This is a genomic window from Shouchella xiaoxiensis, assembly GCF_016907895.1.
Classification (GTDB): Bacteria; Bacillota; Bacilli; order Bacillales; family Bacillaceae_D; genus Shouchella; species Shouchella xiaoxiensis.
In genome coordinates this window covers 82,009-90,350 of the sequence record NZ_JAFBCV010000016.1, presented here as the reverse complement: position 1 = coordinate 90,350, position 8,342 = coordinate 82,009, and the positions used below count along the sequence as shown (strand labels likewise).

Here is an 8,342-nt window from a genome sequence, read left to right as displayed (position 1 = left end):
GAACAGAAAAAAGATGACCCCTGTTCAATACAGTGATCATCTTTTAGCTGTAGCTTAGACTTTTTTAAAATGTCCTTTACAAAGGGTACACTTTAATCATGGGCTTATTCCTCTTATTTGTGATGCTCTACCTTAAAACTATCGAGTAACTAACCATATAAACAAGTAGTAAACACATATGTAACGGATAAACTAATAATAAATGCAATGACTGACAAGATGGTTAATCTCCTTCTCTGCTAGCGAAAGCTATTCCAATTCATTAGATGAATTGTTCCATTCTCTGCTCCCGAAACTTACTGCGATAACGCTTAAAACACTTGCAATTACGATAAGAATTGCTTCCAAACCCTCGCCCCCTTTCCCTTTTAGTATAATCGATTTACATCTAGAAATAAGTCTATTTTACCTATTTTTCAGCAAATAATGATTATTCTTCTAAAAAGATTTCAAGTTCGCTCAACGATTCAATTCCTTCCAAAGCGAACAAATCACGAAGCAAGAGCACATCTTCTATATAATCACCCATCAAGAAACCTGTCACTTCCGTTACATACTTTCCTTTAAAATCTTGATTGCCTTCCTCAACAATGACATTTTCCGCAAGCTGTCCCTCGATTCTTTTTGAATAAAATCTCACGTTCTCTGCCTCATCAACCTCAACAATAAACGCGGCGGATGCCGGTCCATAAAGCCCTTGTTCGATTTCAGCAAGCTCGTTTAAAAACAAAATATACGTTTTTGATTCATCAATTGGCTCATAATCAACATGCTCAATCATCCTATCGCGAAATGTCCCTTGAATGGAAACCTCTTTTGCATAAGGCGTAACGACGGTTACTGTTTCCTCATCTGATCCTTTATAGGATTCCTCAACTTGGAACTGATAAATATGCCCCTCTGAATAAAATTCTTCGCTTGGCTCACTAGGATTAGCGCTAGAGCGAATCATGTTCTCTTCTGCGATTCGCTCCGTAAACCGTCCTTTTACAATCGTAGAAGAACTTAGCAAAATCTCGTCTAAACGCTCAGGAATATGCTCATCCTCTGCACTCACTTCCGAACCATGCACATTGCAGCCGACAAGAGCGCTTGCGCCTAATAATGTTAACCCAACGAACGTCACCATTCTTTTTTTCATCAAATGCCCCCTTCTAGTTTCGTTAATCCCGCTAGCGGAAGTTCCTCATCGTAATGGACAAAAAAGAAAAGATGCAATTCGTCTTCGTACACATCATAATCAATAATGTTATAAGCAACTGTTTTTTCGATAAACTGGTTCATTGCCCGCTCTCGTTCTTCAGGTGTAGCAAGCGGGTAAAACGTTAACTGTGGATCTCCGTTAACATAGACAATTGGCTTGACGTTCAGTAGCTTTTGCTCAAATAGATGATCACTGTTTAACTCCGTTTGTTCCGTGTAACCTGCTCCTTCGAGATTAGAACGAATCTTTATCGTGTCTTCGCTTTCAGAAGAAGAACAACCAACTACAGTAACGAGGAGAAGCATTCCGAGAAAAAAACAATACGCTTTCACCTACTACTCACCTCAAGTCTCAAATCAAGCTTTTCTCTAGTTTAGCAAAAAGTAAGAAAATTGACAGAATCATCATTCACTTTACATCATTTTATGTAAAAAGGAAATAGTTCCATTTACTTCCTGTTTAACTATTTTTATCTTCTTCAATTGTAATCACAACTGTAATTGTTGCTCCTTCATCTTCTTCCGTTAAAACAAAAGAGCCTTGATAATAGGCAATCTGATACTCTCTAACTTCATTAGAATAGCGCTCAATGATGCCGTTCTCATCAGTTTCTCCAAGATAAGTGCCTATTTCCCTTCCTTCATCAGTAGAGTCATTATCAATTCCAATCCAGCTGTTTGCGACTGGTTTGTTGTGCTGATCAACAATAAGAAACGTCACATCTTTAATATAGCGAGGCTCATCATCAACTAGCGAACAAGCAGACAACAGAAGAAGCACGAACAATGGCCCAAACGACTTGCCTAAAATCCACTTCTTTTTCATATCCCCACCTCTTTATCTGTTTCAACTGTAATTAACTTAGCTTGCCGTTTGACTCCGGTTTATAAATACAACGATCAACGGGGCCACAACAGCAATCGCCAGTAGAATCATTACGCCATTTGAAATGAGCTGCACAAACGTGCTGTTAACCACGCTTAATGCCAATACCATAAGAAAGATAAGCAAGTGCACTCGATCAACTGCGTTTCGTTGAAACAGCGGCTTTCCTGGTTTTTTTAACGCAATCGTTAGATAGACACCTGTTAAGATGATGATAAAATCCATACGTGGAGCTCTAAACAGCATCTCCTCAATGATCGGAAAAAGAATAACGAAGTGCAGGATGTTCTTTTTTCCGCTAGGCTCGTAGCCTGAATAGCGCGAATAGAGTAGATTTACAAAAGCTCCCACTAAGAGAATAGGGACGATTCTCTCGATAGTCGACGGCCAAGCAAAAACAGTATCATAGCTGTACACGAAAGCGCCCCCGAAAACAAGCAATGCCCACAGATAAATCGTCGCATCTCTCTGCCTTTCATGCAACCCCTTCTTATCGAACATTTGGACCAGAACAGATACAAGCTTATACGAAAAAGTCAGTAATAGAACGACGATTAGAGTGAGAAAGCTACTCATCATCATTGAGCACCTTCACGATCAGCTGTTTGATTCAATCTCAATTCAAACAAAAGCGTATCGCGCCAGATTCCATCCTGTTGACCAATTCGCTCTCTCCGTCCTACCTCTCGAAAGCCATTCTTTTTATGTACGTATATACTCGGCTTATTTTCGGGAAAGATGCTTGCTTGCAAGGTCCATAAACCATTTTCCCGACTACTTTCAATTAAACTTTTTAATAGATAATCTCCAAAACCTTCCCCTTTGAACTGACTTGATACATAAATACTCACTTCGGCAACACCTCGATAAACGCTTCTTTTGGAAATAGGGCTGAGTGCTGCCCAACCAACTACTTTCCCTTCAGTTTTTGCAACTAGACGACAACAGCATAAATGATCAGCATGCCATTCTTCCCAAGACGGAGCCGTTTCTTGAAAGGAAGCATTCTTTGTGTCTAGTCCTTCTTGATAGATTGCTTGGACATCTGGCCAGTCCTCTTTAGCCATTGGAGTTATTGCGATGGTGTGCATCGTATTCACGTCTTCCTTCCACTTAAAATTAAAGCTTATTGGCCAAATCTAGTATGAGTGGTTCATCACGTTTACATTTACATTCTTTTGTGATTCTAGCTTATTGACGTAACCATTTTCTGTCAAGTAAGATAAATCGTTCTATTCCCACAGGTGCAACTTTTAAAAAATACGTTACACCTGAAAAAATTGGTGGTCTCCCTGCTCACATAAATGGTGTATCCGAGCTTCACAACGCAAAAACCCCTCTTCACTATGAACAGGGGCTTTATTCTCGTAAAGGAATGACGCATGTTAAATCATCAATATTTCTCGAATGTCTTCTTCAGTAAGTGCAGACGTTGCTTTTGCATTTGGCTCAATAATTTCTTCGATAAGATGCCGTTTTTTCTCTTGCAGCTCATTCATTTTTTCTTCAATTGTCCCGCGAGCCACGAGCTTAATGACTTGCACCGCTTTTGTCTGACCGATGCGGTGAGCACGGTCAGCTGCTTGCGCTTCAACTGCTGGATTCCACCAGAGATCATAAAGAATGACAGTGTCGGCTCCAGTCAGATTAAGCCCTGTCCCGCCTGCTTTTAAAGAGATTAAGAATAGGTCACGTTCACCTGCATTGAATCGATTTGATTGCGCAACTCGTTCTTCTGAAGGGGTTTGCCCATCAAGATAGAAAAAAGGCACACCTTCTACCGTTAACTCTCTTCCGATTAGTTCGAGCATTTTGGTGAACTGGGAGAAGATTAACACCCTTCTCCCAGCATGCCTTGCATCAGCTAGAATTCGCTTAAGTTGTTCAAATTTAGCAGAACTTCCTTTATACTCATCGACAAACAAGCTAGGGTGGCAACAAATTTGCCGTAAGCGTGTTAACCCAGCCAAAATCTTAATACGGTTTTTCCGAAGTGTATCTTTATCCAAGTGTTTAAATGTGTCATGGCGCAACTTTGCTAGATAAGAGGCGTACAGTTTCTTCTGCTCTGGAAGCAGCTCCACTGATTCCATTGCCTCGACTTTTTCAGGCAGATCTGCAAGCACATCCTCTTTCATTCTTCGCAGCAAAAACGGACGAATCCTCCGGGCAATCTGCTTTCGTGTGAGATTGTTGTAAGCTTTATAGCTCTGAAATAGTTCTGGAAAGACAACATGAAAAATCGCCCACAATTCTTCAAGCGAATTTTCTACTGGTGTGCCAGTGAGGGCAAACCGCTGATTTGCTTTGATCTTCTTAACTGTCCTCGCCGTTAATGTTGTAGGATTCTTAAATGCTTGTGCTTCATCAAAAAACACCGTATGAAAGGCTTGGTTTTCAAACCAAAGAACATCGCTTCGTAACAAGGGATAGGAAGTAATCAGTACATCAAAATAAACCGCCTCTTTTTGGATACGCGCACGTTCTGTTTTACTGCCATCAACAACTGTCACCTTTAGCTCTGGTGTAAATTTCCTACATTCACTCAGCCAGTTATACGTCAAAGATGACGGACAAACGATAAGCACCGGCTCTTTCTTTTCTCGAATTGCAGAAAGCTCAGACAGAATATAGGCGATGCTTTGCACGGTTTTCCCTAGCCCCATATCATCTGCGAGCACCCCGCCAAAACCTGATTCAGCTAGGGTTTTCATCCATCTATAGCCCTGCTTTTGGTACTCTCGTAAAGCCGGTTCTAATGGTTTGGGAACCAAAAACGTTAGTGGATCAGGGTTCTCTATTCGGTGTAAAAATGCACGAAAGGACTGCTCTACTGAAAATACACCATCATCGGCTGAATCAAGCAGCTGAAGTCCGCGTGTTATTGGAACAATAATGGCGTCCTCAAACGCTTTTTCCTGAACGGGTATAGCATTCAAAAACCGTTGAATTTCTGCAAATTCGCTTGTTTCTAGTGACAGCAATGAGCCATTACGCAGACGGTAATATTTTTGTCTCTCTTCTAAAGCCGCTAATAGTTCTTTTATTTGCTGGTCTGGAATGCCCTCCATTTCAAAGGTAAACTCGAGCCAGTTCATTCGTTCCTTCTTGAGCTTTACGTTGATTCGCGGAGGTGCTGCCCCTTTTGTTACTCGTACTCTTACTGCCGTTGTTGCGTATACTTGCACAAGCTGCTGGATTTTCGGTAGTGTATGATAGAGAAACTCGTATTCCAGCGCTTCATTATGCATCCAGTACCCCTCACTCGTTTTCGAAAACGAGCTGCCCTCTATCAATTCCAGGATTGTATTTTCCTTTTCTTCGTCTCGTACGAGCAACAAACCAGCACCAGCATTACTGCTGTCTACTGGATTAATCATCACATGTCCATAATGGAATTCCAAACTAGCAAGAAGGCGGTTCTTAACACGATCCAAGTATAGTTTGGCGACTAACGGAGTCTTCTCAAACTGATTGGAAAGCGCCTCAGATAAGTGGAATTCACCTAATCTTTTTAAGCCTGGTACAACTCGCTCCATAAAAAAACCTACTTTGTTTTGAGGAACCACAATCGTATTCGTTTCCGATGAAGCTAGACTCTTTTTCAAGTCAGCAAGGTAAGTGCACTCTTCATTTTTTAGCTTTACGAAGGTTCCTTTAAAGAGGACGCTCCGATAGGCATTCAGCACGATCAATTGATCGATTTCTCTCAGTAAAAGCTGGTAGTCATTAGTTACTGCTTTTGTAAATTCAAACTGTAACGGGAGTGGCGGGAAGGAAATACTAAATCCATCAAACGACTTACCGTTATAGGTTACGACCCCATATGGTACTTTTGTAAGCAAAGGAAGAAGCACTTCCCATGATGACGGCGGAATAAGCAAGAGCTGATCGCTTCTAGTATCGGTCGATTTATGTGGTAAAGACTCCCTATAGATGTTTTCATTATGCAGTAATTCAATGAGCTGCCAAATAACAGCGTCTGCATCGTTCTGAAAGTAATGAATGGTTGGATCATATGTAAACGAATCCGATAAAGCAACGGTATTGCCTTCGCTTACTTGCTTAAGAAAGTCTCGGATCTGCACGACCTTCATCGAACCTGCCATCACTTCGATCCCAAGCACATACTGCCCTTCGTTTTCCGAGGGTATTACCGTACATGTAAAGACCAGCTGCAGCTCCCTCCGGTTTTCAAAATGGAGCTGACGGCCGCTTGAGCGAGTCGGACGATCTCTGAAAAGAGGCAATAGATCTGCGGTAGCGCTAGAATCATTCTCCAGCACAACCGGGGGTGTGTTTTGCTGTCTCTGATCATTGATCAAAATCAACACGGCGGCAATATGCTGGCAGTCCTTTCCATACGCAGCTAACGTAGGACAGCTGCATGTTGTCTGGATCTCGCCCGCTTGGCCCTTCGTAATCGTGACGTGGAAGTCTTCCTTACCAATAACCACTGCTTCAACCCGATCAGGCGCATCCACTTCCACGATTACTTTATTAGCGCGATAAAAAGAGTCCCCTCTTTTAAAGGAGACGTTGCCACACATTTGTTTAATTTTTTTTTGATTGAGTGTCATATTCACGAACTTGTCTCCTTTTCAAGGATAAAACGCTTTAGCCAATTCTATTTCAGTATACCTGTTTCGTCATACTCCAATTGTATCACAGCACCCGTTACATATTCTTATAAAAAAAGAAGCCATAGGTTTCTATGACTTCTCACTTTAGAGTTATACTTTGCCCTTCTTGTAAAAGTTGGTGAAGTAATCATCAGTTTCAGCTACAACCACTTTCCAAAGTAACAGGAGCGCAATTAAGTTTGGAATCATCATAAGTGCATTAGCCATGTCAGCAAATGCCCATACCGTATTTAGACTCGCTACCGTCCCAATTCCACATGCTAGTACGTAAATAATCCGGTATGAGTTAATTCCTTTTGTGCCAATTAGATATTCAAAACATTTCTCCCCGTATACATACCACCCAACGATTGTGGAGAAACCAAAGAAGATAACGGAAAGAGACACAATGTATTCGCCAACAACTCCTAGAACAGAACCAAAGGCTGCACTCGTTAAGGCTCCACCCTCAAGTGCTGCGTCATGAGGGACACCAGAGATTAATCCGCCTGTCTGATCCCAGAATCCAGTGATCAATAAAACAAGACCAGTCATTGTACAAACAATAATCGTCACAATAAACGTCCCTGTCATCGCAACCAGTGCTTGCTTTACCGGGTGATCGCCACGAGCGCTACCCGCGATTAATGCTGCTGTACCAAGACCGGCTTCGTTTGAGAAGATTCCGCGAGCAACACCGTTTCGAATGGCTTCGGCAACAACAATTCCTACAAAACCACCAATTGCTGCGACTGGGTTAAACGCATAATAGAAAATCATTTCAAATGAAGGTAAGATTAAATCATAATTAAGGACTAAAATTAGGATGGCTCCACCCATGTACAAGATGGCCATGATCGGAACAAAGAAGCTTGCTACCGTACTAATCCGTTGAATCCCGCCAAAAATAATCGAGCTTACAAGAATAATAAGGAGAAGTCCCGTTACCCAGTTTGGAATACTAAAATTGGTTAAAGCGACATCGGCAATGGTGTTTGACTGGACGCTATTTCCAATCCCAAGTGCTGCAATGGCTCCAAAGAGTGCGAAAGCGATTGCAAGGAATTTAAATTTCTTTCCCAATCCTTTTTCGATATAATACATTGGGCCACTTGAGTACTCACCACGATCATTTTTCACGCGGTATTTCACGGCAAGAAGAGCTTCTGCATACTTCGTTGCCATACCTAACAACCCAACAATCCACATCCAGAAAATCGCTCCTGGTCCACCGAGCGTCACGGCAGTGGCCACACCAGCAATGTTTCCGATTCCAATCGTTGCTGATAACGTTGTCATTAATGTTTTAAAGTGACTAATATCTCCCTCAGCAGCAGAATCGTGCTCATCTTCTTTACCAAAGCCAAGCTTAAACGCATGACCTAATCTGCGAAATTGTAATCCTTTAAGGGCAAAGGTTAGGAATAAGCCTGTCCCAAATAGTAAAATTAAACTAGGTGGTCCCCATAATACTGCGTTGATATTCTCGAGTACATCTAAAATACTCATGTTGTTCACTCCTAAGGACATACTATTTTATGATAATATTATCTAATCGTAAGTTATCTTACCACTACAATCAAGACTTGTATTTGTGTATGCACACAAACTGCAAACGCTTGCTTCGTGGT

7 protein-coding genes are annotated in these 8,342 nt (G+C 41.6%); all 7 read right to left on the bottom strand.

Features of this window, described 5'->3' with window-relative positions:
- Positions 1-430 precede the first annotated feature (430 nt).
- Complete coding sequence (locus JOC54_RS19555; RefSeq protein ID WP_204468526.1) at positions 431-1,141, bottom strand: hypothetical protein; 711 nt, start codon at positions 1,139-1,141, stop codon at positions 431-433.
- On the bottom strand, positions 1,141-1,536 hold the full coding sequence (locus JOC54_RS19550) for a hypothetical protein (RefSeq protein ID WP_204468523.1): 396 nt from the start codon (positions 1,534-1,536) through the stop codon (positions 1,141-1,143). Before JOC54_RS19550 ends, JOC54_RS19555 begins: the two co-directional genes overlap by 1 nt.
- Positions 1,537-1,663: 127 nt before the next feature.
- Entirely contained in the window at positions 1,664-2,029 is a 366-nt protein-coding gene (locus JOC54_RS19545; RefSeq protein WP_204468521.1) for a DUF2606 family protein, read from the bottom strand.
- Between the two features lie 36 nt (positions 2,030-2,065).
- Positions 2,066-2,668, bottom strand: coding sequence for a hypothetical protein (locus tag JOC54_RS19540; protein ID WP_204468519.1), 603 nt, complete (start codon positions 2,666-2,668; stop codon positions 2,066-2,068).
- Positions 2,668-3,180, bottom strand: a complete 513-nt coding sequence (locus JOC54_RS19535) for a GNAT family N-acetyltransferase (RefSeq protein WP_204468536.1) — start codon at positions 3,178-3,180, stop codon at positions 2,668-2,670. Before JOC54_RS19535 ends, JOC54_RS19540 begins: the two co-directional genes overlap by 1 nt.
- Before the next feature lie 294 nt (positions 3,181-3,474).
- Positions 3,475-6,675 carry a DEAD/DEAH box helicase gene (locus tag JOC54_RS19530; protein ID WP_204468517.1) on the bottom strand — a complete coding sequence of 1,067 codons (3,201 nt, stop codon included), beginning with the start codon at positions 6,673-6,675 and terminating at the stop codon, positions 3,475-3,477.
- Positions 6,676-6,822: 147 nt separating this feature from the next.
- Positions 6,823-8,220, bottom strand: a complete 1,398-nt coding sequence (locus tag JOC54_RS19525) for an alanine/glycine:cation symporter family protein (RefSeq protein WP_204468515.1) — start codon at positions 8,218-8,220, stop codon at positions 6,823-6,825.
- Between the last annotated feature and the right edge of the window lie 122 nt (positions 8,221-8,342).